The sequence below is a fragment of the Sodalis ligni genome, from assembly GCF_016865525.2.
Lineage (GTDB): Bacteria > Pseudomonadota > Gammaproteobacteria > Enterobacterales > Enterobacteriaceae > Acerihabitans > Acerihabitans ligni.
In genome coordinates, this window is sequence record NZ_CP075169.1 from 4,409,181 (window position 1) to 4,436,060 (window position 26,880).

General features: G+C 53.1%; 18 protein-coding genes and 7 pseudogenes. 11 read left to right on the forward strand and 14 right to left on the reverse strand.

Features of this window, described 5'->3' with window-relative positions; genetic code table 11:
- Positions 1-8: 8 nt before the first annotated feature.
- Positions 9-1,583: a Fic family protein gene (locus tag GTU79_RS20615; protein ID WP_203524566.1), complete on the reverse strand. Its 1,575-nt coding sequence runs from the start codon at positions 1,581-1,583 to the stop codon at positions 9-11.
- Between the two features lie 471 nt (positions 1,584-2,054).
- On the opposite strand from GTU79_RS20615, the pseudogene GTU79_RS20620 reads away from it, so the two are divergent.
- Both GTU79_RS20620 and GTU79_RS20625 read left to right on the forward strand, forming a co-directional pair.
- Positions 2,055-3,088, forward strand: a pseudogene (locus GTU79_RS20620) (IS630 family transposase).
- Between the two features lie 29 nt (positions 3,089-3,117).
- Positions 3,118-3,646 (forward strand): annotated as a pseudogene (locus GTU79_RS20625) (DUF2778 domain-containing protein).
- Positions 3,647-3,894: 248 nt separating this feature from the next.
- On the opposite strand, the pseudogene GTU79_RS20630 reads toward GTU79_RS20625, so the two are convergent.
- A pseudogene (locus tag GTU79_RS20630) lies at positions 3,895-4,376 on the reverse strand (Hcp family type VI secretion system effector).
- A gap of 430 nt (positions 4,377-4,806) precedes the next feature.
- On the opposite strand from GTU79_RS20630, the pseudogene GTU79_RS20635 reads away from it, so the two are divergent.
- Positions 4,807-5,793, forward strand: a pseudogene (locus GTU79_RS20635) (apurinic/apyrimidinic endonuclease family protein).
- A gap of 266 nt (positions 5,794-6,059) precedes the next feature.
- On the opposite strand, the pseudogene istB reads toward GTU79_RS20635, so the two are convergent.
- The 3 genes and pseudogenes from istB to GTU79_RS20650 form a co-directional block, all read right to left on the reverse strand.
- Positions 6,060-6,840 (reverse strand): annotated as a pseudogene (gene istB, locus GTU79_RS20640) (IS21-like element helper ATPase IstB).
- Complete coding sequence (istA, locus tag GTU79_RS20645) at positions 6,840-8,018, reverse strand: IS21 family transposase (protein WP_203524015.1); 1,179 nt, start codon at positions 8,016-8,018, stop codon at positions 6,840-6,842. Before istA ends, istB begins: the two are co-directional and overlap by 1 nt.
- A gap of 86 nt (positions 8,019-8,104) precedes the next feature.
- Positions 8,105-8,320, reverse strand: coding sequence for a helix-turn-helix domain-containing protein (locus GTU79_RS20650; protein ID WP_214513324.1), 216 nt, complete (start codon positions 8,318-8,320; stop codon positions 8,105-8,107).
- A gap of 109 nt (positions 8,321-8,429) precedes the next feature.
- On the opposite strand from GTU79_RS20650, the gene GTU79_RS20655 reads away from it, so the two are divergent.
- Together GTU79_RS20655 and GTU79_RS20660 are read left to right on the forward strand one after the other, a co-directional pair.
- Complete coding sequence (locus GTU79_RS20655) at positions 8,430-8,660, forward strand: helix-turn-helix domain-containing protein (RefSeq protein ID WP_132926860.1); 231 nt, start codon at positions 8,430-8,432, stop codon at positions 8,658-8,660.
- Between the two features lie 80 nt (positions 8,661-8,740).
- Positions 8,741-8,971 carry a helix-turn-helix domain-containing protein gene (locus GTU79_RS20660; RefSeq protein WP_253073385.1) on the forward strand — a complete coding sequence of 77 codons (231 nt, stop codon included), beginning with the start codon at positions 8,741-8,743 and terminating at the stop codon, positions 8,969-8,971.
- Between the two features lie 70 nt (positions 8,972-9,041).
- On the opposite strand, the gene GTU79_RS20665 is transcribed toward GTU79_RS20660, so the two are convergent.
- On the reverse strand, positions 9,042-9,956 hold the full coding sequence (locus tag GTU79_RS20665) for an SDR family oxidoreductase (protein ID WP_203524568.1): 915 nt from the start codon (positions 9,954-9,956) through the stop codon (positions 9,042-9,044).
- An 82-nt stretch (positions 9,957-10,038) separates the two neighbouring features.
- Between GTU79_RS20665 and GTU79_RS20670 the strand changes: the two genes are divergently transcribed.
- A complete protein-coding gene (locus GTU79_RS20670; protein ID WP_203524569.1) occupies positions 10,039-10,647 on the forward strand; it encodes a TetR/AcrR family transcriptional regulator in 609 nt (202 codons plus the stop codon).
- A gap of 633 nt (positions 10,648-11,280) precedes the next feature.
- Here the strand turns inward: GTU79_RS20670 and GTU79_RS20675 are convergent.
- The 4 genes and pseudogenes from GTU79_RS20675 to GTU79_RS20690 all read right to left on the reverse strand — a co-directional run bounded on the left by GTU79_RS20675 (position 11,281) and on the right by GTU79_RS20690 (position 15,734).
- A complete protein-coding gene (locus GTU79_RS20675; protein WP_203524570.1) occupies positions 11,281-12,279 on the reverse strand; it encodes a zinc-dependent alcohol dehydrogenase family protein in 999 nt (332 codons plus the stop codon).
- 285 nt (positions 12,280-12,564) lie between these two features.
- Positions 12,565-13,274: pseudogene (locus tag GTU79_RS20680) on the reverse strand (nucleotidyl transferase AbiEii/AbiGii toxin family protein).
- Positions 13,267-14,040: a type IV toxin-antitoxin system AbiEi family antitoxin gene (locus tag GTU79_RS20685; protein ID WP_203524571.1), complete on the reverse strand. Its 774-nt coding sequence runs from the start codon at positions 14,038-14,040 to the stop codon at positions 13,267-13,269. The pseudogene GTU79_RS20680 and the gene GTU79_RS20685 overlap by 8 nt, the downstream one beginning before the upstream one ends.
- 164 nt (positions 14,041-14,204) lie before the next feature.
- The gene (locus tag GTU79_RS20690) at positions 14,205-15,734 is read right to left on the reverse strand and encodes an MFS transporter (RefSeq protein ID WP_253073386.1); all 1,530 of its coding nucleotides are present in this window, start codon (positions 15,732-15,734) and stop codon (positions 14,205-14,207) included.
- A gap of 133 nt (positions 15,735-15,867) precedes the next feature.
- Between GTU79_RS20690 and GTU79_RS20695 the strand changes: the two genes are divergently transcribed.
- The 3 genes and pseudogenes from GTU79_RS20695 (at position 15,868) to GTU79_RS31870 (ending at position 18,133) form a co-directional block, all read left to right on the forward strand.
- Positions 15,868-16,782 carry a LysR family transcriptional regulator gene (locus GTU79_RS20695; RefSeq protein WP_203524573.1) on the forward strand — a complete coding sequence of 305 codons (915 nt, stop codon included), beginning with the start codon at positions 15,868-15,870 and terminating at the stop codon, positions 16,780-16,782.
- A gap of 73 nt (positions 16,783-16,855) precedes the next feature.
- A pseudogene (locus tag GTU79_RS20700) lies at positions 16,856-17,445 on the forward strand (LysE family translocator).
- Between the two features lie 436 nt (positions 17,446-17,881).
- Entirely contained in the window at positions 17,882-18,133 is a 252-nt protein-coding gene (locus GTU79_RS31870; protein WP_476749678.1) for an E492 group microcin, read from the forward strand.
- Between the two features lie 103 nt (positions 18,134-18,236).
- Here the strand turns inward: GTU79_RS31870 and GTU79_RS20705 are convergent, their stop codons facing one another.
- From GTU79_RS20705 to guaB, 3 genes are all read right to left on the reverse strand, one after another.
- Entirely contained in the window at positions 18,237-18,500 is a 264-nt protein-coding gene (locus GTU79_RS20705) for a hypothetical protein (RefSeq protein WP_203524779.1), read from the reverse strand.
- 227 nt (positions 18,501-18,727) lie between these two features.
- Complete coding sequence (gene guaA, locus GTU79_RS20710; protein ID WP_203524575.1) at positions 18,728-20,305, reverse strand: glutamine-hydrolyzing GMP synthase; 1,578 nt, start codon at positions 20,303-20,305, stop codon at positions 18,728-18,730.
- Positions 20,306-20,465: 160 nt separating this feature from the next.
- Positions 20,466-21,929, reverse strand: a complete 1,464-nt coding sequence (guaB, locus tag GTU79_RS20715; protein ID WP_132926789.1) for an IMP dehydrogenase — start codon at positions 21,927-21,929, stop codon at positions 20,466-20,468.
- A 161-nt stretch (positions 21,930-22,090) separates the two neighbouring features.
- Between guaB and xseA the strand changes: the two genes are divergently transcribed.
- A complete protein-coding gene (xseA, locus tag GTU79_RS20720) occupies positions 22,091-23,461 on the forward strand; it encodes an exodeoxyribonuclease VII large subunit (protein WP_203524576.1) in 1,371 nt (456 codons plus the stop codon).
- Positions 23,462-23,540: 79 nt separating this feature from the next.
- On the opposite strand, the gene GTU79_RS20725 is transcribed toward xseA, so the two are convergent.
- Positions 23,541-24,764, reverse strand: a complete 1,224-nt coding sequence (locus GTU79_RS20725; protein ID WP_132926785.1) for an MFS transporter — start codon at positions 24,762-24,764, stop codon at positions 23,541-23,543.
- 475 nt (positions 24,765-25,239) lie between these two features.
- On the opposite strand from GTU79_RS20725, the gene mqo reads away from it, so the two are divergent.
- Entirely contained in the window at positions 25,240-26,859 is a 1,620-nt protein-coding gene (gene mqo / locus GTU79_RS20730) for a malate dehydrogenase (quinone) (RefSeq protein ID WP_203524577.1), read from the forward strand.
- Positions 26,860-26,880: the final 21 nt, after the last annotated feature.

Consider the following 26,880-nt stretch of genomic DNA (forward strand, 5'->3'; position numbering starts at 1 on the left):
CGCCGTTATCATTGATTCGCGCCACTGTTTTCACCATCATTCTGCCCGGCGGACATGAGCTTATTGTCCTCAAATGCAGACCGCACAGCCTCCACGACATGCTGCGCCGTGAGCTCATCCTCCAATCGCGGATACTCCGCTTTCAATTTACCGGATACGTGCCAGCCGTTTTGTTTGATAGAACGGATAATCCTGTTCGCGTCTTGGGTTGGCATTTCAATGACATCCTTAAGGCTTTCCTGCGCGAGCTGAAAGGTGGCCAATTCCCTGGCCTCGTCTGCCATCTCATATTTTACCGTATGCTCAATCACCCGCGCGGTGAACAGCACATGTTCGGTCAGATCCGGATAGCGCCAGGCAAAACAAGCGTCATCATAGTCATCAAAAATAAAGTTGCTGCGGCTACCATCGTCATATGCCACCACTTCACCAAACCGGTAAGCCGTTGCATAGCGCCGCATAAACGGGCGGGAAAACACCTCGAGCGTACGATTGTAAGCCGCGCGGAAATGGGGAGAACTAATGATAGTGGCCGATACAGGCAGAATGATGCCGTCAGGGACCGCCCTGTCGCGTACCAAGGTGTCATTTATCAGAAAACGGTGGATCCGGCCATTGCCGTCTCTCATTGGATGGATATAGACAAAAGCAAAGGCCAACGCCCCGGCACGCACCACAGGCTCGGCCCCTCGGGTCGCAACTTCAAATGCTTTGAGGCCCTCCCGCATGACCCCCGCTTCCTCGAAGTGGGGAGCAATATAGTGGACAATGTTTTGACGCAGGGTGGACTGCCCGACAAAAACCGGCGAGCGACGCAGGCCCAGCCCCACGGCATCTCGACCCAAAATGCCGGCTTGCAAGGTATATAAACTGTCGCTACCCAGCGGGTCTTCAATGCGGCCGCAATACTGTTCAATAACATGAGCGAACCGCTGGATCCGATCGGTCTGGCCAGACTCCTTTTCGATCAAAAAGCTTGCACGAGACTCATTAAACGTCAGCCAGCCGGCGGTACGCATCAACATATCGGCGCCAAATGCTTTGTCAAATTCAGCCAGCGCAGCAGCGAGATCAAAATCCAACGCATTTTGGAGCGCTGTAGTACGACGAATCAAAGGGCAGAACGCAGCTGTCCCCGGCAGATTATTATTGATTCGCCAGCGCCGCTCGCGCAGCGGTTCGACCCTGGTGAGATAGTCCTGACCGGAGATGGCATCGATATATTTGCCGTTGGTCAGGTCCGGCACATCCAGCCGCGTTCCGGTCAGCCACTCGTACAGAAAACCCGCACGGCGCGCGTACTGGCCGAAAGGCTCGCGTCGGCACCATGCCGCGATAGGCTCGGGGCCGATGGCGGCAAACAGGCGGGCAAAGAACTCCAAATGGATCTCTTCGTATTTGAGCCCGAATTCGAAATGCCCCGCGAAGTCATCCGCCGGCCGGTAGCTGGCCGGATACTGATTTTTTATCAGTCCGCCCTCATCCTGATGGACGCGCCCCGTGCCAATAGTTGACTCGACACGCAGCGGCTGCGCCAACATGATGCCGTAAAGGCGTTCTAATACCTTTAAGCCAACCTGCATAAGGTAAAATCCTGTATTGGGGCCGCGAAAATGATACTTAAATCATAAAATCTTGGAAAAACGATAACATGAGGGCATTTAAAAGGCTATCGAAACAACGGAAATGATACTAGATGATAAATTTTAAGCGAAAATGATACTTCCCGCGCCCTCGCTGTCAGGTTAAACACCGTGGGATAAGGATTCCGATGTAGAGATTAAACGTTCAATTAGGCCGGTGTCGTTTAAGCGAATTCATCAAGATTGAATAAACCAGCAGATTATATGAAGTAAAATAAATTTTTAAGACCTACACAGAGTTTCAAGACTATTTATGAAACGTATAGGATCAGATCTGTAATGTGAAATTTCGCACCTTTTTTCAGTAGACTAAATAACTGCGCCTAATAGTAGATCACCGAAGGGAACTCAATCCGGTTTGAGCGATCTGATCAATCGCCAAACATCACAAATCACCAACCGGACTGAGTTATGCCGATCATAGCACCCATACCCAGAAATGAACGACGCCAGATGCAAAAAATTGTCCAGAAAACGGCAGATAAGAATCATGCCAGACGCCTTATCGCCATGTTGATGTTGCACCGGGGTGAATCGCTGACTTGCGTTGCTAAAACCCTATGTGCCGCCCGTTCTTCCGTCGGACGCTGGATTAATTGGTTCACGTTATTTGGTATTGAAGGCCTGAAAAGTCTGCCACCGGGCCGTCAAAAAAAATGGCCTGTCGACGCCATGCTGCGAATGCTCAATTTGCTTGTTCAGCGCTCCCCGCAAGATTTTGGCTATCTGCGCTCACGCTGGAGTACCGAGATGTTAACGATTGAAATTAATAAGTTATTTAACTCTACGTTGCATCCTGGCTCACTTCGCCGTTGGTTGCCAGGAGCCGGCATTGTCTGGCGCAGAGCAGCTCCGACCTTGCATATTCGGGATCCTCACAGGGAAGAAAAGCTGGCTACAATTGATGAGGCATTGGCAAAGAACAGTGCTGAACATCCCGTGTTTTACGAGGATGAAGTTGATATCGATCTCAACCCAAAATCGGCGCGGACTGGCAGAAAAAGGTCAGCAGAAACGCATCCCTACGCCGGGTAAAATGAAAACATTACCTTGCAGGTGCGCTGCATGCTGGAACGGGCAGAGTGGATTACGTGAGTGGAACACGTAAAAACTCAGGCTTGTTCATCGATATGCTATGCCAGCTGAAAAGCACGTATCGCAGCGCCAAAACGATCACCCTTATTGTCGATAATTACATCATTCACAAAAGTAAAAAGACATTGAAGTGGTTGAAGAAGAATCCAAAATTTATTCTTACTTATCAGCCGATTTACTCGCCATGGGTGAACAAAATAGAGCTCTTATGGTTAGCATTACACGAAACGGTGACCCGCAATCATCACTGTAAAACAATGTGGGAGTTACTAAAAAATGTCAGACAATTTATGAAAACCGCATCACCTTTCCCAGGCAACAAACCTGGACTAACAAAAGTGGAGCGGTAATAGGCGCAGTTATTTAGAAAGGATTTGGGATGTCATTACAGGGAAAGTTTATTGTTAATAATTCTAGTTTTTCCCCACTAACTATTTTGGAGTCGGAACATTCCTTGCTTTCTCAGGAAATAAAGGATATCGGAATCAAGGGGATGTGTGAGGGTTCCAGAAGCCGGGCCTATACCCTCGGGACGCTATTGGATAGTTGACCGACCAACTGGCGGTATACGATCACAAGCGATAACGCACTTTAAAGACACATGGAACACGGTGGTAAGAGGCAACGCTTCAAATCATGCAGAGTGGTTTGCCTTGTATCGAGACGATGGAAAAATTGATGATTATACTTGGATTGACGGCGTAAGAAGAGGCAATTTCCGTTTGCATCCAATAGGGGGCGGTGGGATTTCTCTTGGATGTATTACGCTACAACATAAATCTGATTTTGCGACAATACGTTCGGCCCTATTGAGGACCAAAAGAGTTCCCGTCTACAGCACAGGAATCGATGCTTATGGAATGATTGAGGTAATAGTTTATGGTGGCATTTGCCCGATCGATGGTTAATTTAATAATATTTTTGTGGTATTTTTGGCTATTGGGCGTTCAATTCCTTATCCGGATGACCTAACGGCAGCACAGCAAAATATTCTTTTACAGGCAACCCATTTTTTGGTTCAAGAGATCCAGAATTAATTTTGATTGCTATCTATTTTACATTCAACACACTTTCAGCCATAATAATCTATAATCTTTTAAAAGAGTGCGGAATTGGTCTCAAAGACAAAATCCGGGCACACTCTCCGAATGACAAGCTATCGTTCATTCCAGTCATCGGTATAACGAATATTTCCATCAACATAACACCAAGTAATTCGGTTATACATCAATGAAACGGATTCCATATGATTGACCGTGGACATACCAGCCAATTTAGTGTTAGGCATCCCAGGATTGACTCCTGTCACTTTTACACCTTCCAATAACATTATAAAGTAAGACTCTTCCTGACCTGCAGAATTTATCCGATACCAGCGGAGCTCTGCAGATTGTAGAGTTTGTCCTTTGCGACAGCTTTATAGAGATACGGGCTTGACGAATCAAATTCCTTTTCAATCATTATGGGTGAATGTGATCGAGTTCCTGTGATTTTACCACTATTTCTATCTGCTGGGATATTCAAGCCGTGGCTAAAACCAATAACTTCAATACTTTCCTCCCTATCTTGCACATCTACTGACCCCTTGATATCTGCACCGCCATCATCTTTAAGCCATAGGTATGCGGGAATAGGCATAACGATACTCCTTTTGAAAAGAGTAAGTTTATCAGAACAATCATAGATAAAACTGGCTAAATCATAAACATTTCATCAATATATATGTTATTAGCGCTTTCCATATTCTCGTTGCTTTGCTTAAAGGGCGTATTGCCATTCATCCCTGGTAGTTGCCATGGCGTGATTTAAAACAGCTTCTCGCTGACGCAAAGGCAGGATCGGGCATAGGTCCTTGGTCAACGTAAGTGTCGTAATCCGATCCTTGGGTCTTACCCTCAACCTCGCCGAAAATCCCCACACTCACTCGCAGACCAACCAATAGATGAAGTTTCTTTATCCACGCTACGCGCTGCCCTTCACACTTACGCTGAAACCGCGTGCGGCTGTCTGGGAGACAAAATCTCAGTGAGCAGTTACACTTATAGAAACCGCATTTAAGGGAGGTATTATGAAACTTGGATTCGCCTGCAAATATTTTTATTCAGAAACAACACAGCCATTCCCTTTAAATCGCCAACGCGTAAACGATTTCTGACGTTAGACAATGATAAAAGCTCGATTTACTTTGGGAATCTTCGAGAGAAAACTTAACCAACCTTCTGTTGATTTTCGAACAATTGGCTTTACTACCAAAAATTTGAGAATGATGAGGATTGGAAGCGATCTACTGCCATTGTATACCGTCCCCGCCGCCATAATCCTGTACCAGGAAATTTTACCCGATTTATACCCTCTGTTGAAAAACTGCGGGGATTTTGCAAAGCAGAACGATATAAGATTATCCTTTCACCCCGGACAATACACCGTTCTGGCATCAGACAACCCATCGGTAGTGGAAAGGTCTATTGAAGACATCGAATACCACGCGCTGTGCGCGAAATCGATGGGATATGGCAAACGTTTCCAGGACTTTAAAATAAATATTCATATGAACGGGAAGAAAGGATATGCCGGTTTCAAAGACGCTTTCCTAAAGCTCAGCCCCGAAGCGAGGCTGATGTTGACCCTTGAAAATGACGAGATTTCCTGTTCAGTGGATGACGTATTGCAAGCAAAATTCTTATGCCCGATCGTGTTAGATATTCATCATCATTGGGTGAAGGAAAATGAATTTATCAAACCTAACGATGACCGTATTAAATTAATAAAAGAATCATGGCGAGGAGTAAAGCCTGTGTTGCATTATTCTGTCTCTCAGGAAGGTTTGATCCCTAAGCGTGGTTTTCCGAATCAAGATATATTGTGCCTGTCAAAATCAGCATTACGCGCTCATTCAAATTACTATTTTAATGATACGCTGAATGACTGGGCTTTATCCTTTGACGATTTCGATATTATGTGTGAAGTGAAAATGAAAAATCTCGCCAGGGAAAAATTGTATCAGTACGCAATGCTGAATAAAACAATGCCGGCAAATTCATCCGTAGGCTTATAGCGTACCGGGCACTGGTTTATGACGCGTCCCCTCATCGTGATGGACGAGCATTGACACGCCCGTTGCCCCGATGCGCAACGGCTGTACCGGCATGATGCCGTAAACAACGTACAGCCGACCTGTAATAGAGGGAATGATTTACGTGGCAGTATTGTGACCTTCCGGCGCGGCCACACTGGCCTGTTTATCTTTTTTCATTTGATAGCTGTCAACATCGTGAAGTGGTGGCCCCTTTTCAACGTTTCCGTTGTCCACTGTTTATCGTTTTAACGTCCGCTCATTATCGCGTCATCTGACGCACTCTTTGCCGATAACATTCCTGCCTTGCGTTTATCTTTCAGCCGGTAACTTTGCCCCTTTATATTGACCGTGGTTGAGTGGTGCAGTAAGCGGTCCAGGATCGCCGATGCCAGCACGTTATCGCCGAACACTTCTCCCCAGTCCACGAAGCTTTTATTCGAGGTCAGTATGATGCTCGCTTTTTCATAACGCCGATTCAGTAGCCGGAAGAACAGGCTCGCCTCTTCCCGCGTCATCGGCAGATAGCCGATTTCATCCAGGATCAACACCCGGCTATAGCTTAACAGTTGGATCTGCCTCTCCAGGCGGTTTTCTTGTTTGGCCTTGAGCAGCGTTGCCATCAGTTTATCCAGCGGCGTGAACAGCACCCGGTGACCGCCATCCGCTGCTTTGACGCCCAGGGCCACCGCCAGATGGGTTTTCCCACCCCGGCGGACCCAGCAAGATAACATTTTCATTGCGCTCCACGAACGCCAGTCCCGCCAACTCGCGGATCACTTTGCGATCTATTCCCGGCTGGAAGGTGAAGTCGAACTGCTCCAGCGTTTTTATCCAGGGTAACCGGGCCTGCTTGAGCCGTGATTCCAGGCCCCGGCTACGGCGCCCGTTCCATTCCTGTGACAAGGCGCGGATCAAGAACTCCCGGTAGTTCAGTTCTTCTTTCGTGGCCTGCTCCAGCAGGTTTTCCACCGCGCCGCTCAGATGGTCCATTTTCAGCCGGGTCAGTAGGTTTTCCAGTTCGTTCATCACTGTAGTCCCTCATAGGCATCCAGCGGTCGTTGCTCTACCTGGCAGGTCCGCTGCCACAGCGCCTGGTGATGTTCCGGCACCGTCTGCCATCCGGCGGTGGCCGGTGACAACGGATGGCGGGCGATAAGCTCGTCATTGCCGTAGACGCGTAACTCGTCGTCCAGGGTAATGCGTACCGTAACCTGGCGCCCGCACCAGGCTTCGGGCAGGCTGTAGCGGTTGCCCCGCACGTCGATGTAGCCATCCCAGGCCGCTTGGCGGATATCGTGATAACTCGTATCGAACGGACCGGCGGGCAACGGTTGCAGGGCGGTTTTTTCCGCCTCGAACCGTTCTGCCGGTGTCTGATGGAACTGGCGCAGGTCGCGTTGATCGGCCTCTTGCGCCAGCCACTGGGTCAGGAGCTGATTGACGTGCGCAAAACTGTCGAACCGGCGATAGTGAACGAAGAAGTTGTGTTTCACATAACCCACCATGCGCTCCACTTTCCCTTTGGTCCTGGGCCGGTGAGGCCGGCAGGCGCGGGGGATAAAGCCGTAGTGCTTCGCCAGCGACTGGAAGCCGGCGTTGAAGATAACCTCGCCGGTATTATCGTGTTTGAGCACCGCCGCCTTCTGGTTATCAACCAGCACGGTTTTCACGCAGCCGCCGAAGTAACCGAACGCCTGCACCAGCGATTCGTAAGTGTGCTCCGCATCCTGGCAGGGCGCGGCGAAGACATGAAAGCGGCGCGAGTAGCCCAGCGTATTGACGGCGAAGTTGATTTTACATGGCAGGCCCGCCACTTCTGCTTCCACTTCACCCCAGTCGTGCTGCAACTGATAACCGGGCTGCGTTTCGAAGCGGACGGTTTCACGACCATGCCGGAGTCGGCGTTTGGGCTGGATATATTCCCGCAGCACGGTGGTCCCGCCACCATAGCCTTGCGCCTTGATTTCCTGGAAAATCACTTGCGCGTTCCAGACATGTTCACTCAGGCGCATATCGATAAAAGCCATGTAAGGTTCAAGTTTGCTCATACGCCGTCGTGAAGACGTCCGGCGAGGACGTTCAGGCTCGGACAGGTGCCGCCTGACCGTGCGTTCTGAGCAGCCAATCTGACGGGCAATGTCGATAATATAAGCGCCATGAATGCGCATTTGTTTTATCATTAGGTGGTCCTCTCTGCTTAACATGGCGCTTCCTCTTTCGGTGTCGGAACCTTAAAGAAAGACCATGTTGGGTGGAGTGGACAACTTTTCCGATGAATTACGACCTTATATCAGCGATGCCGACAATAGCGGGAAGGCCAGATCTCTTCCGGTCGTTTGCCTATCACACCTGCAATAAGGCGTTCCCCCTTTGGCCAGTGTCTGGTCAACGTATTCGCCAGCGTAGACGAAGCCAGCCCCGCCGAGCGCGAAATCGCAGCCATCGTCGTCCCTTTCTTCTTTATTCCTGCAACAATATCAGCTGGGTGCCAGTCTTGGTCGTTCATGTGATCTCTCTTCGTCATGTTGACTATGAGTCACAATGATACCACAAGAATTTACGGTTGTGACTAATAATCCGTGGACTGATAGGCATCAAAATACAATGCTTATCCCATGAAAAGATCTGACCCAACAAGAGTCCTGCTAGGACGACATGTCAAAAAACTCAGATTACAAGCTGGTCTGTCTCAGGAAGCCTTTGCGGATCTATGCGGGCTCGATCGCACCTACATCAGCGGTATTGAACGCGGTGTAAGAAACCCCACGCTGGAAGTCCTCGCTATCATTGCTGCCGCATTACATATCGATTTGATTACGCTGTTCAATTTTGATGGTTGCGACTGAATTCACGCCATTAGCTGTCTATTGTTAAACCATCTTCATTTGTGACTCATCGTCCGTGGTCTGATAAGCAACAAAAGATAATGCTTAACGGCATGGAAAAATCTAAAGACATTACTGCCCTCTTCGGGCAACGTATTAAAGCACTTCGCTTGCAGGCGGGACTTTCGCAGGAAGCCTTCGCCGACAAGTGCGGGCTTGATCGCACTTATATCAGCGGGATTGAGCGGGGTGTGAGAAACCCGACGCTGGAGGGGATAGTTGTGATTGCTGGCGGACTGGGTATTGAATTGGTAACGCTGTTCGATTACTGAATTTGTACCGTTTCCTTACATTGAGCCTTGAGCCGGCTATTTTGTAATCGAACTGATGTGCCGCTCTGATTCATTCAAACACGACGCCGGTCAACTCCTCGGAAACTTTCCACAAGCGTGCTGCGGTCTCGACGTCCAGCGCCTGACGCGGAATCTTCGCTACCGCCGGAAATCCGCGCATTTCATTCATCTTGTCCGGTCCGTAGTACACGCCGCCCTTGGCGGCGGGCGCCGTAGCCGCATAAAGCGTCGGCAGCGCGCCTTGGGCCGCAGGCTGGAACATGAACCACAGGTACTTGCGCATCAGGCCGAAGACGCTGTTCGCCCCGGCCCCATTGGGAAGCAGATCCGTGCGCGAGATGCCAGGGTGCGCGGGGATGCTGGCGATGCCCCAGCCGGCCGAATCACTCTGCCGCTGGAGTTCCAGGGCAAACATGAGGCAGGCAAGCTTGGACTGGCTGTAGATCCGCATAGGCTTGTAGTCCCGCTCGGCCTGCAGGTCGTCGAAATTGATCGCGCCATCGCGCGCGGCGATGCTCGAGAGCGTCACGACGCGCGGGCTTTTTCCTTTGCGCAATAGAGGCAGCAAGTGCGCGGTCAGCGCAAAATGACCGAGATAATTGGTGCCGAATTGCAATTCGATATTATCCTCGGTGACCCTGCGCTGCGGCGGGGTCATGACGCCTGCATTGTTGATAAGGATGTCCACGCTGCCAAGGGTGGAGCGCAGACGCGAACCAAAGGCGGCCACCGACTTGAGGCTGGCCAGATCAAGTTCTTCAAAGCGCACGGTGGCGTCGGACACAGCCTGGCGAATACGCTCAACCGCGTCCCTGCCTTTGGAAAGATTGCGACCGGCGATAATGACATCCGCACCGGCGCGAGCAAGCGCAAGAGCGTCTTCGAAGCCGAGGCCCCCGGCACCGGTGATGATTGCCGTGCGGCCATGCTGAGAAGGAATATCCGATGCAGTCCAGTTGCTCATGTTTCTTGCCCTTACAATTGTTTTTTAGTACACTTGGTGCATAAATTAATGCACTAAGTGCAATATTGCAAGGCAATTTTAAGTGACGTTGAAAAACACAGGAGGCCAGCCTGTGCGCCCAGGCCTGCGCGAACAAAAACAGCGTGAAACCCGATTACGCATCGCAAACACAGGCCTGAAGCTATTTCTGGCCAACGGCTACGAGGGGACGACGCTCGATGCCATTGCCGAGGAGTCCGGCATCTCGCGCCGCACGTTCTTCTCCTATTTCAAGTCGAAGGAGGACATCTTGCTGACGTGGCAGGAAGGCGCATGGGATGCAATGCGAGCGGAACTGCTGAAAGTCTCACCTGACGAAACACCGTTGGATGCCGTGCGCAAAACGCTGATAACCGATGTCTCGCGCTACGAATCAGATCAAATGATCGCCATCGATCGGGTGATGCGCGCGAGCGAAACACTCAAGGTCCGTAAACAAGCTGCCTACGCGGCGCAGGAAAATGCGCTCTATACCACGCTGTGCGAGGTCTGGCGACAACCGCAACGCCGCCAGGCGCTGCGCGTCGTCGCAATGTTATCCGTCGGTGCTATGCGGCTGGCCATTGAGGCTTGGGCAAATCAGCGCGGCGAGCGGCCGGTGGCGGAATTTCTCGAGGAAGCTTTCGCGAATGTGAAGGCGGTGGTGAGATAAGAAAGCGGATTTAGCACACATCAGTTCTCCGGCATCGCAGAGTCGAAATATTTAATGCCGATTACCGCACTCACCAGTTTCACCCTCAGAATCAACGCGATATAGTCAGGCCAGCGGGCAAGACCGGCACAAATTCGTCAGGTTTGCCGATCATAACATTATGATGGCAAAAGTCTGGCCTGAACCGCCCCAAGAAAGCGAGGCAAAAATAACCGCATATTTCATGTGCCGCTGCGTGTCGATAAGCGACTTGCACCCTGCACCGTTTTTCAAGTGGGGCAAGATCATCCGGTTGCGCGTGCCTGCGCTGTTTTAATCCGACAGCGACCGGGACCACTGTAATCACTGTGATGAGTACATCCGCGGCCACCCACGCGGTTGAGACAGACGCGTTTCACGGCGATGTCGAGCCGCTGGATTTACTGCGCGTCCTTTCGGGGGTAGCGACGATCAGAGTGAGCGAAAACTGGAAGCGCTCGGCGGTTCGGATGGTTGACCTTTTGCTCGCAGGCATGTCTGCAAAGGCTCCCGGCCCCGGCGATTAAGCCAATGATAATGGCGAACCGACCCGGTCAAGCTGACCGTCCGGCACGGCGACGCGGTCGGATCGGTTACAGCTCTGATCCGTATACGTCAGACTGTGACGACGATCTTACCCACTTGATTGTTCGCTTCCATATAGCGATGGGCTTCAACGATTTCATCAAAGCGAAACGTCCTATCGATAAGGGGCTTGAAAGCGCCGGATGAAAGATGATCGAAAATATACTGCTTCGCTTCTTGAAGATCTTTATGCTGCGCCAGTTCCACAACCACATAGGCCCGGACGGTAAGGTACTTGGCAAGGGCCGTGGACAGCGGATAAAGGGTTTGCTCAGATGCCAGCGCCCCGTATTCGACGATGAGTCCCTTATGGGCTGCGGCCTCGGCGAGCGACGCCAGCATCTTGCCTCCGATGGGATCGAAGCTGACGCGTGCGCCTTTGCCGCCGGCGATTTCATTGACTCTACCGGCCAGGTCTTCTTCATCAGTTATAATGACGTGATCGGCGCCCAGTTCGAGGAGCCGGGCTTTCTTGGCTGCAGTACGGGTGACGGCGATGCTGGTGCCGCCCTGCGCTTTAACCATCTGGATGGCGGCCACCCCTACGCTGCTGCTGGCTGCGGTGATGATGACAAAGTCCCCTTTACTTACCCGGCCTAGCCAGATAAGCGCACCATACGCAGTTAAATACTGCATCCAGATGGATGCTCCTTCTTCGTACGAGAGCGTGGCCGGGTAGACAGCAATTGAACGAAAGGGAACGACGGCAACTTCGCCATAGACGCCATATCCGTTCAGGCTGCAGGTTCCCGGGACAGTGCTGACGGTTTTACCTATCCAGCTCGAATCGACGCCTGGTCCCACGGCTTCAATGATGCCGGAAGCCTCGTAGCCGTTTTTGGAAGGAAGAATCGGCGTTTCCATATATTGCCCGGATCGGTACATGACCTCCGCGCGATTCAGTCCAAGCGCTTTAACTCGCAGACGCACTTCGTTTTGACCGGGTTCAGGCAGGGGGAGCTCGTCAAACTGCAGGACTTCAGCGCCTCCGGTCTTGTGAAATCGAACGATCTTGGCAGTAGTAGGCATGGGAGTACTCCTGGGTTCAAGAATTCTTTTTGGATGGGTTCGGCCTGAACGTTCTTTTGTCAGCTCCAATCATTGTGTCACCTGTTCACGTACTGAGGTGTGACGGTATCACCTCTATTCAGGTGGCCGAATTCACTGCGTGCTACTTCAGTTCAACATCTCCACTCTATTATCAATAAACTTCACAAGCCCCCGTGATTGACGGTTTTTTGGTGATTGATCTGAGTTAGTTTAAAATAATTAACAAACTGATACTTTAAGTGAATATATCGCTATTTTTGTAAACTACTTCAGCCAGTCCCTAAGTACCGTTTCCAGCTTATCCAGCGCCTCGGCGCGCTTACTTTCTGACATCCGACCGATGTTCTGTAGCTTCCATTTTACTGCGGGCAGGGTTGAATCTGGCTTTCTGGCGCTAGCGACCAATCCGGCGTACCGCGCTTGAAGAACATCAAAAGTCAAAATCCTGCTGAGTGAACTGTGCCTTGAGCGCGGCCAGCATCTGTTTAGGAACAGCGATCAGCTCTTCCAGTGATACATCATTAAATGTCATTCCGCTGAATTCTTGGTTATAAATAGCGGAAATATCTTTCCAGCGTGGATTCATCACCTTAGCTAATGGCCGGGAATGGCTGAGCAGATAAGTTATAAAACCGTTGAAGATAAAACGATCTATGCCCTGTGTTTCAAGCAACATTTTAACATCGTAAAAATCACGGGGATGCTGGCGATCCAAGGCGGCGCAAAGCTTGCCATCATAAAGATCGGCCAGGGAAACCATCTGAATGGAGGCAAAACCAAACTCATCCTGTACCGCTTCGACTGTGTCGCGATCTATAGGCCAAATCGATATCCACCGAAAGACGGGGGAAGTCGCGTACAAACAAATTGATTGCGGTCCCCCCTTTTAGCGCAAAACAGCGCTCCTTTGCCACTGCCGGTAGCGCACTTATCAATAGCGCGACCTGTTGGTAATAGGGTGATTGCTTATCCATGCGATGATTCTCCGTTGATATATTTTTCAGGTACGGTGATCTGGTATTGTTTATCCAGTTTACCGCCTGATACCACCTGCCGTTTTCCTGACCCTAGGTCGATATTGGTTTTATCGATCCGTTTAGCCCAGGCATGGGCAGAATAGTCGGCTAAAAATAGATATAAGCGGTTCGTTTGCACCGCACCGCTGGCGTTAAGTAACTTCTCCACTTTACGCGGATTCAGGTTAACCAATCCCTGAAACAGCTCGGCCGCATGCTCAAAAGCAATCTCCGCCGGCACCGCATTAACCAGTTCGTAGGCCGCTAACTCAGGCACACTGGCTTTTAACGTATCTCCTTTTATCTCGATATCCGTCAGATACTTCTCGTCAAGGGGGGATAGCTTATGATGAGAACAAAAAAGCCAGTCAACGCCGGGAAATTCTTTAAACCACTTTGGCAACGCCGCTTTGTCTTCTACATACAGCCAGACGCTCTTGCGGGTTAGCTGGAGATAATGAGCGCGGCCCTGGTAGGTCAAGCTGGTAAGTCCTGCCAGATGAACCGGCACAGATAACTGGTTTTGCAGGCATAACACCGCATCATGCCAATCAGGCTCACGACCGGTGCGAGCGTATATTCCCGCACGCAATTTATGCAGCCAGTTGCTCTGCTCATACCTGTGCGCCAAAGAAGGACTGATATTATGGCTAGTCAGCCAAGACTGCGCCACCAGAGAACCAGGAGCTGTGTTTTGTAAAAGCCAGTTTATTTTTGACGACATACATTCACTATTAGTGAAACTATTTCATTAATAGTAAACCGCGAAATGATGAAGGTGTCAATACAGGGTAGATATGCCTCGTCGACCATCTCATGCGGCGACGTATGCTCCAGGTTTATTACCGATCAAACTCATCAGTTCAGTCGGCAACATCAAAGACGCAGTCAGGAGTTCGATGTATGCGCCAAATCCCCCGCACGTCCTGACCCGCGTAGCGCTATAAAGATGACAATAGCGGTGATTGCCGTTACTGCCGAAAGCACTTCGAGCAGGATGCTGAACGCGCTCTGGTAAATTCCGGTCAGCACGTTAAGCGAGGAAGCCCCGAGAATGGCCCCTGCCCCCGCCAGATCGCCGCCAACCAGGTGCTGTGCGGCCTCACTTGCTGACGAAGAAGCGTCCGGTAGGATGTTAAGCTGCGAGATAAGCAGTGCAACGAGTAACGCGTTCACAATGGCAAGTGCGACGCCTTCACCCGCTACGCGGGTCGTGTTAAAAATCCCCGTTGCCATGCCGGCGCGTTCGCGAGGTACGACACTGATGGCGAGCCCGTCCATCAGTCCCCATGGAAGACTGATACCCATGCCGATTATCAGAAGCGGAGAGACGAGCGCCAAACCGGCCTCGCCGTCCTCCCAGCGGCTGAGCCATAAGAGGCCACAAGCCGATACCAGCAGCCCTGCTCCGCAGAGCGTGGCGGAGGAGAGCCATCGCGTGAGGAAGCTTGCGACCAGCGGAAGGACCAGCAGCGGACTGCAGAGCGCCATCATGATCCATCCGACCTTCAGTTCAGTCATGCCATTGATGCCGACGAGCCTGACGGGAAGAAGCACCAGCAGGACGACAAAGGCATAGGCGGGCGCCGAGGCCAGCAGTTGTACAGCCACGAAGCGCGGAATGCGAAAGAGCGAGAGGTCGAGCATTGGCCGACTTGCATTGCTTTCAACGAAGACGAAAACGGCACCCAGAATCAGTGCTCCAACCAAAGAAACAACCACCGGCGTACCCATCCAGCCCACCGTCGGCGCAACCAGTATCCCGTTCGTAAGGAAGGCCAACGCGGCGGTAAAGGTGAGCGCACCTTTCCAATCGAGGCCGGCGGCGTTGGGATCACGGGAGTCCCGCACCACGCTTGAGCCGAGAACGAACGCCGCCCCGGCGATGATTGCCACCAGAAAAAAGATTGAGCGCCACCCGAAGGCTTCAATCAGCAGTCCTGAACTTACCGGCCCGAAGGCCAAACCGATACCAAAGCTCGTGCCGACAAGACTGAAAGCCCTCATGGCGGATGGGCCGTGGAACTCCTGCGCAAGCGCCGCCATCACGCCGGAGAATGCCAGCGCCGACGCGACGCCTTGGGCTGCGCGCAACACATCGACGACGAGTAGGCTTGGCGAGAAGGCAAGCGCGACCGAGAAAATACATAGGGCGCAGGCTCCGAAAAGGAAGATCTTCTTCCGTCCGAAGGTGTCGGCGAGCGCTCCGGCGGCCATCAGGCAACTGCCGAAAGTAAGCATGAAAGCATTGGAGATCCAGGCCAGTTCAATAGAACTGCCTGCCAGCGCTCGGCCTATCGCCGGAATGGCCACGGCCGGCCCCGTGAAAGCGAGAGGGTTGGCCACCGCAATCAGGCAGGCGGCCAGGAGTACCAAGGCCTTTTGAAGCGCGCCTCGTGAAGTCCGGTTAGTGTTCAAAGAAACCTCGTTGATGATACTAATGTGCATTCATTGAGCTAAGTTGCCCAATATGATTCAATGGGGAGTTTAATCGAAACATTGGCGAATAGGCGTCGCCATAGCGGCGACGCCTATGATGCGAGGATATGGGATGAGAGGCACCAACACCGGAGATATCGTCGCCTTCACGACGGCAGTCAAAACCGGCAGCTTCGCCGATGCCGGCCGCGGGCTGGGTCTGTCCCGTTCCGCGGTAGCGAAGGCTGTCGGCCGTTTGGAAGCGAGGCTGGGTGTCCGGCTTCTCAACCGGACCACGCGGGCCTTCAGCGTTACCGAGGAAGGCCAGCGATTCTACGAGCAGTGTATTGCCATCCTTGACGATCTTGAAGCCGCCGAGAACAACGCCGCAGGACGCGATGCCAAGCCGAAAGGAACCTTGCGAATCACGGCGCCTGGCGCCTACGGTCAATTACACGTGATGCCTGTCATACGACGCTTCCTCGCGGATTGGCCCGAAGTCTCCGTCGAACTGAGCCTGACAGACCGCGTCGTGGATATCGTGGAGGATGGATTCGACCTGGCCATCCGGATCGGCGGCCTTGAAAACACCCCGCAAGATCTGATCTCGCGCGGCATAAAGCGCTATCCGACGATCTTCTGTGCCTCGCCTGAATACCTGGCCTTGCGCGGCGCGCCGGAAACGATTGAGTCCTTGCGCGATCATACATGCTTGTTCTACTTCGCTTCGAAGGCCCGAGCCACCAGCCAGCACTCTTGGCGTGTAAGGGGCCCGGACGGATCGTGGCAATCGATCTCCGGCAGGCAACGTTTCGTGTCGGATCGGGGCGAAGCGCTGCTGGAGGCGGCCCTGTTTGGAATGGGCATCGCTTATCTGCCTGCATTTCTTTTCGAACCTCATGTCGAAGCAGGACGGCTCATAAGGGTGTTGCCCCAGTACCAAACAGAGGAAGTGCCAATCTCGGTTCTATATCCCTCGAAGCGCTACCTACCCGCGAAAGTGCGCGCCTTCATCGATGCGTTGGTGGATTCATTTGAATCATCCTAACGTCCGCTCCCGCCGCTAAGCCCTCGTTGATATACTGGCAGCGCCAAAACATATCATTTACAATCCGAAGAATATGGCAATCAACTTTTTTGGCTTTATGCCTGCATTACTGCCTGTCGCCCTCTCCCCCGGGGCAAGCTTCACTCTTGTCATGAGCGGCGCTCTCGCCGGCGGACGCAGTGGGCTTTTTAGGACGCTGGCCGGAACGGCTTTGGGCATATACACACACGCGCTTCTTATCGGGCTCGGAATAACCGCTGTCATTGTCTCGTCTCCAGCGATTTTTGGTGCACTGAAAATTGCCGGGACAGTCTATCTCCTTTGGTTAGGATTAATGCTCATCGTCAGCGGCATTAAATCAAAGCGTACCGAACTCACCATCAAAATCACTTCGATTACAATAAAACAGGCCTGGCTGGCTAACGTACTGAATCCTAAGGCCATCATGTTCTATCTGACAGTGGTTTCACAATTTGCCGGAATAGATGGCGGCATCAGCAACTATCTGACTCTTGCTTCCGTGCATGTGGGGTTATGAGCATCTGGCTTATTGCCATCAGTCATGCACTCATTTTCTCAGCTAAAAACCAATCCACTACTGCTGAAAAATACGTCAACATCGCAGGCGGTCTGCTACTGATTATTTTTCATTACACAGCATAATAAGATGAGGGTTCGGGCCGGGAACAAGGAATGCTTGACGAGTAACGCTTTTATTCAAAACAGGACCAACCAGCAGATGCAAAATAGGTTATATTGCCTGTTATTCAAATAAGAGATTTGCCTGCATGTTAAATGATATTCTCACACCATTAATGTTTGTACTTATCGCTCTTATTATCAGTATTAAAAAGTGGCATCAATAAAAGAACTTATTATATAGTTATCGCACTTTCGCTCTTGGGTCATTTTCTTACTTTATTGTCGATTGAAAGCTTAAGTGCTGTTAATATTACATTCCATGGCATTATTGATTATTTTATCTCTACGGCCATAACGCTGATTATTTCGCTAATAATCTTATTGATATTTCAATTAATTAAAAAGGTAAATGAAAATTATGAATAATGGTAATATTCCACCCAGCGATTAAAAAATCATGAACAACCTCAGGCGCGATATAGCTTTTGGCGCGCTTGGCGGCGCGTTGACCGGTGGCCCGTCTGGCGCGGTAATGGGAGCCGGACTTGCCGCCGCGCAAAATGTCACTATTGGCCTGATGGATCATGGGCCGGTCAATGTACAGATGCCACAGGTGCCGATGAGGCCAACCCAGCTACATCAAGTCCCTTCGCTCAATATTCCTGGGGGAATGCCTTCTGAACAATGGAGGAATAATTTAAGGCCTTAATTTATACTTTATACCAATAGTAACAGGAACATTATTTTATGATCCCATGGCAATGGACTATCAAGATATCCAGCAGTTTCATAATCGCCAAAGGGATCAAAACTCATATGCTGATTTTTTTCTTGGAATCTCTTTTCTCCTGAAGGCACCCCCCCTGGAGGGTCAGGATCTCAGACTTGCTCAGCACACCTTTTCTTTTGAGATTGACGAGTAATTGCTCGACGTTATCCAACTCGACTGCATCACCAGCCATACGGGTAATAGCTACGGCCATACGGCTCATGCCGTCACGTTCAGCGGTGACTTTGTGGGATTTAGCAAGCCTGCGGACTTGAGTTGCAACACTTACAGCGGCTATTTTAGTCATCGAAAACCCCCAATTTGCATCCAAAGTATAGCAAGATGCTGGCTTGTTGTCTCCACCTAGCGATTCAACTGCATGTTTCGCCCCATTCCGATCACCGCCCATCATGGTATCGGAACATATTGCCAAATTATGCTTTTCACATACAATGAAAAATGCCATTAATGATGTGAAAAAATCATTAATGGCATTGTTTTTATTTAATCAAATCATTTGATTGAAAATCAATCTCACTCCCACTCAATCGTCGCCGGCGGCTTCCCGGAAATATCGTAAACCACCCGTGAAATCCCATCGATTTCATTAATGATCCGATTGGACACCCGGCCCAAAAACTCATACGGCAGATGCGCCCAATGGGCGGTCATAAAATCGATGGTTTCCACCGCGCGCAGGGAGACCACCCAGTCATACTTGCGGCCGTCGCCCATCACGCCCACCGAACGCACCGGCAGGAACACGGTAAACGCCTGGCTGACCTTATTGTAGAGGTCCGCTTTATGCAGCTCTTCGATAAAAATCGCATCGGCGCGGCGCAAAAGGTCGCAGTATTCTTTTTTCACCTCCCCGAGCACCCGCACGCCGAGGCCCGGACCAGGGAACGGGTGGCGATAAAGCATATCGTAGGGCAGTCCCAGCTCAAGGCCTATGCGGCGTACCTCGTCCTTGAACAGCTCTTTGAGCGGTTCCACCAGCCCCAGCTTCATCTCTTTCGGCAGGCCGCCGACATTGTGGTGGGATTTGATGACATGGGCCTTGCCGGTGGCGGAGGCGGCGGATTCAATCACGTCGGGATAGATAGTGCCCTGGGCCAGCCATTTGACGTCGGTCTGTTTGCCGGCTTCCTCATCGAACACTTCCACAAACACCCGGCCGATTGTTTTGCGTTTGGTTTCCGGATCGGCGATACCGGACAGGGCGCTGAGAAAACGCTCCTCCGCCGGGACATGGATAATATTCAGGCCATACTTCTCGCCGAACATCTCCAATACCTGGGCGGCCTCGTTCAGCCGCAGCAGTCCGTTATCCACAAATACGCAGCTCAGGCGATTGCCGATGGCGCGGTGCAGCAGCATGGCGGTGACGGACGAATCCACACCGCCGGACAGTCCCAGAATCACATGGTCGTCGCCGATTTGCTGGCGTAGGCGGCTGACGGCATCTTCGATAATCTTGTCCGGCGTCCACAACGCCTCGCAGCGGCAGATATCCTTGATAAAACGTTCCAGGATCCGCTGGCCCTGGCGGGTATGGGTGACTTCGGGATGGAACTGCACGCCGTAGAACCTTTTTTCCTCGTCGGCCATGATGGCAAACCGGCAGCTCTCCGTGCTGGCGACGGTGACGAATCCCGCCGGGATGTCGGTGACCTTGTCGCCGTGGCTCATCCAGACATCCAGCAGCGGCTTGCCGTTGACGCTGAGGGAATCCTTGATGTCCCTGACCAGGGCGCTGTCGTTTAACACCTCAACCTGGGCATAGCCGAATTCGCGCTCATGGGAACCTTCCACCCGGCCCCCCAGCTGCATGGCCATGGTCTGCATGCCATAGCAAACGCCCAGCACCGGGACGCCGGCCTGGTAAACATACTCCGGCGCAACCGGGCTGTTATGTTCGGTGGTGCTTTCAGGGCCGCCGGAAAGAATAATGCCGCTGGGTTCGAAGGCGCGGATTTGCGCTTCCGTCACGTCCCAGGCCCAGAGTTCGCAATAGACGCCCAGTTCGCGCACGCGGCGGGCGATAAGTTGCGTGTACTGCGAACCGAAGTCCAGAATCAGAATGCGATGTTTATGGATATTATCTGTCATAGAAGGCGTATTCCAAGAGCGGTGGTCAAAATACAACACCACCCGGCCGCGGCCGGGAAGAAAAAATCAGGGATGGCCAATCCTCGGCCATCCGACGCAACGGGCGGCGCACCAGGGAGATAATGCACTATTACCGCCCGCAGCGCACCGTCCGGCGCGTTTAGCCCATGCGGTAATTCGGCGATTCTTTGGTGATGGCGACGTCGTGGACATGGCTTTCCTGAATGCCGGCGCCGCTGATGCGGACAAATTCAGCCTTGGTGCGCAGTTCGTCGATGGTGGCGCAGCCGGTGAGTCCCATGCAGGAGCGCAACCCGCCCATCTGCTGATGCACTATCTCTTTCAGGCGGCCTTTGTAAGCCACCCGCCCTTCTATGCCTTCCGGCACCAGTTTATCGGCGGCGTTGTCGGTCTGGAAATAGCGGTCGGAGGAACCTTTGGACATGGCGCCCAGGGATCCCATGCCGCGATAGGATTTAAACGAACGGCCCTGGTAGAGTTCGATTTCGCCGGGGGATTCCTCGGTACCGGCCAGCAGCGAGCCCACCATGACGCATGAGGCGCCGGCGGCAATGGCTTTGGCGATATCGCCGGAGTAACGGATGCCGCCGTCGGCGATAACCGGAATACCGGTGCCTTCCAGCGCTTCCACCGCATCGGATATGGCGGTGATTTGCGGTACGCCGACGCCGGTAACGATACGGGTGGTGCAGATGGACCCCGGCCCGATACCCACTTTAACCGCGCTTACGCCCGCTTCCACCAGCGCGATGGCGCCGGCGCCGGTGGCGATATTGCCGCCGATAATCTGCAAATCGGGATATTTTTCACGGGTGGCGCGAATGCGCTGCAATACGCCTTCGGAATGGCCGTGGGAGGAATCGATGAGCAGCACGTCGACACCGGCGGCCACCAGCGCGTCGATACGCTCTTCATTACCCGCGCCCGCGCCCACCGCCGCGCCTACGCGCAGCCGGCCGTGCTCATCTTTGCAGGCATTGGGCTTGCGTTCCGCTTTCTGGAAATCTTTTACCGTGATCATGCCCAGCAGATGGAATTGTCCGTCCACTACCAGCGCTTTTTCTACACGCTTCTCGTGCATTTTTTGCAGCACGACTTCGCGGGCTTCGCCCTCTTTCACCGTGACCAGACGTTCCTTGGGCGTCATGACCGCGGTGACCGGCTGGGAAAGATCGGTGACGAACCGCACATCGCGGCCGGTGATGATGCCCACCAGTTCGTTGTCATCGGTGACCACCGGATAACCGGCGAAACCGTTGCGGGCGGTCATTTCCTTGACCTGGGACAGGGTGGTTGACGGGGTGACGGTCTTGGGATCGGTCACCACGCCGCTTTCATGTTTTTTCACCCGGCTGACTTCTTCGGCCTGGCGCTCGATGGACATGTTTTTATGGATAAAGCCGATACCGCCCTCTTGGGCCAGTGCGATAGCCAGGGGGGCTTCGGTAACGGTATCCATGGCCGCGGAGAGCAGCGGAATGTTGAGACGGATTTTTTTGGTCAGTTGAGTTCCCAGCTCGGCGGTGTTGGGCAGAACCGTGGAATGTGCAGGTAAAAGGAGGAGATCGTCGAAAGTCAGGGCTTCTTTTGCGATACGTAACATAGCAATATCTCACCAGGGTGGATGTATAAAATATTGCCGTGGCATTATACAGAACGTAAACGGTTGCCTCCAGCTATTTTTTAAAAAAAACCTTGATAACCGGCCAGCGTTAAGTAATATCAACCGATTAAGTCTTTTTTAACAAAGTTGATCCAGCTCACATGTCTGCACCCACCTCGTCAACGATTTTTACCGTTTCCCGCCTGAATCAACAGGTGCGTGAACTGCTGGAAAGCGGGATGGGCCAGATCTGGCTAACCGGCGAGATATCCAACTTTTCCCAGCCCGCCTCCGGCCATTGGTATTTTACCCTGAAAGACGATCGCGCCCAGGTGCGTTGCGCTATGTTCCGCAACGGCAACCGGCGGGTGACCTTCGCCCCGCGCAACGGGCAGCAGGTATTGGTGCGGGCTTCGTTGACGCTGTATGAACCCCGCGGCGACTACCAGCTGATTGCCGAGAGCATGCAGCCGGCCGGCGACGGTTTGCTGCAGCAGCAGTTCGAACAGCTCAAGCAGCGGTTATCGGCGGAAGGACTGTTCGATCAGATCCATAAACAGCCGTTGCCCAGCCCGTCCCGGCGGGTTGGCGTCATCACCTCCGCCAGCGGCGCGGCGCTGCACGATATTCTGAACGTCCTGCGCCGGCGGGATCCGTCGCTGCCGGTGGTGATCTACCCAACGCCGGTACAGGGACAGGACGCGCCCGCGCAGATCGTCCGGGCCATTGAAACCGCCAACCGCCGGCAGGAGTGCGATGTGCTTATCGTCGGCCGCGGCGGCGGTTCGCTGGAAGATTTATGGAGTTTTAACGACGAACGGGTGGCGCGGGCCATTTTTGCCAGCATATTGCCGGTGGTGAGCGCCGTCGGACACGAAACCGATGTGACCATTACCGATTTTGTCGCCGATCTTCGTGCGCCCACCCCGTCGGCGGCGGCTGAGCTGGTGAGCCGCAATCAGTTGGAGCTGGTGCGCCAGTTGCAGTCGCAGCAGCAGCGGCTGGAAATGGCGATGGATTATTATCTGGCCCAGCGCCAGCAGATTTTTACCCGCCTGCAGCACCGCCTGCAGCAGCAGCATCCCCATTTGCGGCTGGCACGCCAGCAAACCACGCTGGTCAAACTGCGCCGCCGGCTGGACGACGGCGTACAGGCGCAGCTGCGGCTGGCGCAGCGCCGCCATGAGCGGGTGCAGCAGCGGCTGGGCCAGCAATCGCCGCTGCCGCGCATCGGCCGGGTGCAGCAGCAATTGCAGGCGCTGCAATATCAGCTGCAGCAGGCCATGACCCGCCGGTTGAATCAGCAGCAGCAAAAATTCGGCATGTTATGCTCGCGGTTGGAAGGCGTCAGCCCGCTGAATACGCTGGCGCGCGGTTTCAGCGTTACCACCGGCGCCGATGGGGCGCTGATTAAACGCACCGGGCAGTTACAGCCCGGCGATGCCCTGACCACCCGTCTGCAGGATGGCTGGGTGGATAGCCAGGTGGTTCGCATTACGCCGTCGAAGAAGACCGCCGGAAAAAACCGCTAGCCGCCGACACCTGCCGGCCAATGTCCCGGAGATTGCCGGAAGGGACGCGATTAGCATGTTCCGGCTTCGGGACGCATCCTTACTGCTCGGGAGCTGACCGTGCCGCCGATCGGGCAAAAACGTTATACAACGCCCCGATAAACAGCAATACGCAGGTGCCGAGAAATACCGGCCGCATGCCGAAATGGCCGCCGACAACGCCCCCCAGCAGCGGGCCCGCCACCTGGCCGACATATTGCGACGAGGTGGAATACCCCAGGATTTTGCCGGCAATCCTGTCCGGCACATTGTGGCGAATGACGCTGGCGATACAGGGCAACAGCCCTCCTAATGCCAGTCCCATGAAAAACCTCAGCACCACCAGTTGCCAGCCCCGGCTGACAAATGCCTGGGGAATCAGCAAAACCGCCGCCGCCAGCAGGCAGCCGATGATCACATTCCAATGACCGCTGCGGTCGGCCAGCTTGCCCAGCCAGGACGCTGACAGAATGCTGCCCAGGGCCGCAGCGGACATGGCGAATCCCGCCACCAGGGTCACCTGTGAAAATGGCACCAACTGCCCCACGTAAAGGGTAATGATCGGCTCGATGGACATATTGGCGATCATCAGCAGCGCACCGGTAATCAGCATGGCGATAACGGGTTTGCTCATGCGCGCCGCGCCGGCGGGCGCCGGTTCGGCAGCCCGTTTCTTCGCCGCGCCCGGCTCCTCCTTTAATAAAAAAGTGGTGGCAAGGAAAGCGATGAATATTGCCGCCCCGGCGGCGATAAACGTCCCGCGGATGCCAATCAGCGGCGGCAGGGTGCCCCCTATCAGCGGGCCGGCGAAATTACCGGCCATGATGCCGGATGACATTATCCCCAGCGCCCAGCCGGTGCGGGCTTTGGGCGTTTGGGTCGCCACCAGGATCATCGAACCCGAGGCATAGCCGCCCAGCAAGCCGGCGAGCAAACGCAGCGCCACCAGCTGCCAGACGCTTTGCGCCATGCCCAGCAACGTCATGGCGACGGCCATCCCGAGGCTCGCCCGGATCAGCATCAGTTTACGCCCGTATCGATCACCCAGGCGGCCCCACAGCGGCGCGGTAAACGCCGCGCTGAAAAATGTGGCGCCATAGGCTACCCCGGACCATTGGCTGATGGCCGCATGTCCCGATGCCCCTAGTTGCTCCACGTACAAAGGCAGGAAAGGCAGCAATAGCGTCATGGCGATAATGGTGGTAAAGGAGCCGAAAACACAAACAAATAAATTACGCTGCCAGTAGCGACTACCGTCAGCGATATCCACCGAGGCATTAACCATGATAATTCCTTTAACCGCCAAAATACTCAGGCAATATCCGCTTATTCATAAGCGATTTATAGCCATTAGAAGCAAAAATAATACCAACCAAATACCAATGAAAACAACTTCTACCGTCGGGGTAAAAATCACAAAAGACGAGCTGCTCTTTATTTGCGGATTAGAGACGATACGGTTGCTCATTGTATATTCTGCGGCAGATTCATCCTAAAACGCTTTTAATCATCATAAAAGAGAGTAACGATTTGTTAATAAAAGGTTATATTTTGCGAAATTATCAATATTACTCTTTAAAACAACTAGATAACAAGCATAAGTGTTAATTATCTTAACCAGGCGATAACATCACTTTTGGTTTACATGCGGATGTCCGACTAATAGAATCAGGTTTGAATAGCAGACAGTATTGGGCCAAAAGCAACCTCAATAATATTGCCCTGCCGTATACTTACTTTTATATATAGAGACACTGCGCATGAAAGAGCATTTCGTCGCGGGCCTTTGCATGAATTTGTTGGCGTCTGCCCAACGGCAAAAGGCTGCGAACAACGCCCCGGTGGATGTTGTCCTTATCGGCGGCGGCGTCATGAGCGCCACCCTGGGCACGCTTATCAGGGAACTTGAGCCGGACTGGTCTATTCATCTGTACGAGCGCCTGGATAAACTCGCCCAAGAGAGCTCAGACGGCTGGAATAATGCCGGCACCGGCCATGCGGCATACTGCGAATTGAATTACACGCCGGAACAGGCAGACGGATCTATTGATATTTCCAAAGCTGTTTCCGTCAACGAATCATTTGAAATTTCCCGGCAATTCTGGGCTTATCTGGTTAAAAACCAGCGGGTGGGCGCGCCGGAAACCTTCATTAATAATGTCCCGCATATAAGTTTTGTCTGGGGCGAGGAAGATGTGAATTTCCTGCGCAAACGCTATGAGACATTACAGCAAAGCACCCTGTTTAAAGGCATGGAATATACCGAAGACAGCCATGTCATCAAGCAATGGGCGCCCGCGATTATGGAAGGCCGCGATCCCTTTCAGAAAGTGGCGGCTACCCGGATGGTGATGGGGACCGACGTCAATTTCGGCGAACTGACCCGCCAGATGCTGGCGTCGCTGGCGCAACGGGGCGGATTTGATTTGCACCTTAAGCATGAGGTGGTGAACATAACGCGCCGGGAGGATGCGACCTGGGAGATATCCGTCGCCGATTTGAACAATGGCGGCAAACGCTCCAGCGTCCGCGCCCGCCACGTATTTATCGGCGCCGGCGGCGCGGCACTTACGCTGCTGCAAAAATCGGGCGTTCCGGCGGCAAGGGGTTATGCCGGATTTCCGGTGGGGGGCAAATTCCTGGTGACCACCCGGCCCGATATCGTCAATCAACATCAGGCAAAAGTTTATGGCAAAGCCTCGGTGGGCGCCCCGCCGATGTCGGTGCCGCATATCGATACCCGCATGCTGGACGGGCAACGTTCCCTTTTGTTTGGGCCTTATGCCACCTTCAGCAGTAAATTTCTAAAGCAGGGGTCGTGGTTCGATCTGTTTTCGTCGCTGAACCGGCATAATCTGCTGCCCATGCTCCGCGTCGGCTGGGATAATCTGAACCTGCTGCGCTATCTGATAAGCCAGGTACTGATGTCGGATACCAAACGCCTGGAGGCATTGCAAGCCTATTATCCCGGGGCCCGGCTGGAGGACTGGCAATTAATCGATGCCGGCCAGCGGGTACAGATCATCAAAAAAGACCCGGTCAAGGGCGGTATTCTGCAGTTCGGCACCGAGATGGTCAGCGCGGACGACGGATCGCTGTCGGCGCTGCTCGGGGCATCGCCAGGGGCGTCTACCGCCGCGCCAATCATGCTGGAACTGCTGAACAGCATGTTTAAATCCAGGGCGGCTTCGCCGGCCTGGCGCGACCGGCTGCAAGAGATCATTCCCTCCTATGGCCGGCCTCTGAACGGCGATGGGGAGTTGACCGATCGGATCCATGCCTATACCAGCCGCGTTTTACAACTGCACTTTGCAAAAAACCGGCCGCAAGCCGAGCAGGCGCCGGCCGAGGCATGGGAAGCGTTGCCCAAGGTCATCTGAACCGGCCGCTGATTTAACCGG